Consider the following 705-nt stretch of genomic DNA (forward strand, 5'->3'; position numbering starts at 1 on the left):
TCGGGAAATGTCCCTTCTAACGAACCGCAGGGGTGATGTTGCAACCGACGTTCGATTTCAGCGGGTGTCACGGAACCTTCGGGGCCCGATGCAAAGGCAAGTGCAGATCCTTTAAGCTCCTTCATAGTGCCCACCAAACGACGCGGGTTGCCGCGAATCAGACGCGTCTGCGTCGAGGCATTTGCAGGCAAGCGCAGCCCCTGCGCTTTCAGCGAACCAAGGAAGATAGCTTCGAATTCACCAACAAGTGCATCGAATTCATCGCTAAAGCCATGACAGATAAAACTAAGAAAGGTCGCCGCGTTTGTAAACAGGACCGCGTGTTGCTCGCCCTTTGGATCACTGGTCAAAAGATCACATCGCCAAACGGACCACCAGTCTTCTGGCAATTGATAGGTGTCGTCCGAATAGACTGCCTCCTTTCCGACATGCAAATGCTTTTGCACAGCGGCACTCACATAGAGATACAAGTCGAGTTCGTCGGAAAAATCTGTTGGAGCAATCACTGCGCGAATCCTGCATACGATAGAACCACGGGCAACACATCAATTCGCGGTATTAACGCTACCGGATCGGATGAGGGCCGGATCGGATGAGGGCCGGATCGGATGGGGTCAGCCCAATATTTCATGCTTTTGAAGTTTTCTCCAATTCTCTTCATCCTGCTTACCGGCTGTTCGGTGCCGGCTGACCGCACTTTGCACA

Annotated in this window: 1 protein-coding gene; it reads right to left on the minus strand. The window is 52.6% G+C overall.

Annotated features, from left to right (window positions below; all coding sequences use genetic code 11):
• A partial coding sequence (locus QEH52_RS19980; protein WP_308952729.1) for a DUF6933 domain-containing protein occupies positions 1-506 on the minus strand: 506 nt, incomplete at its 3' end.
• Between the last annotated feature and the right edge of the window lie 199 nt (positions 507-705).

Origin of the sequence: Thalassobacterium maritimum (assembly GCF_031127805.1) — a bacterium.
Taxonomy (GTDB): Bacteria; Verrucomicrobiota; Verrucomicrobiia; order Opitutales; family Coraliomargaritaceae; genus Thalassobacterium; species Thalassobacterium maritimum.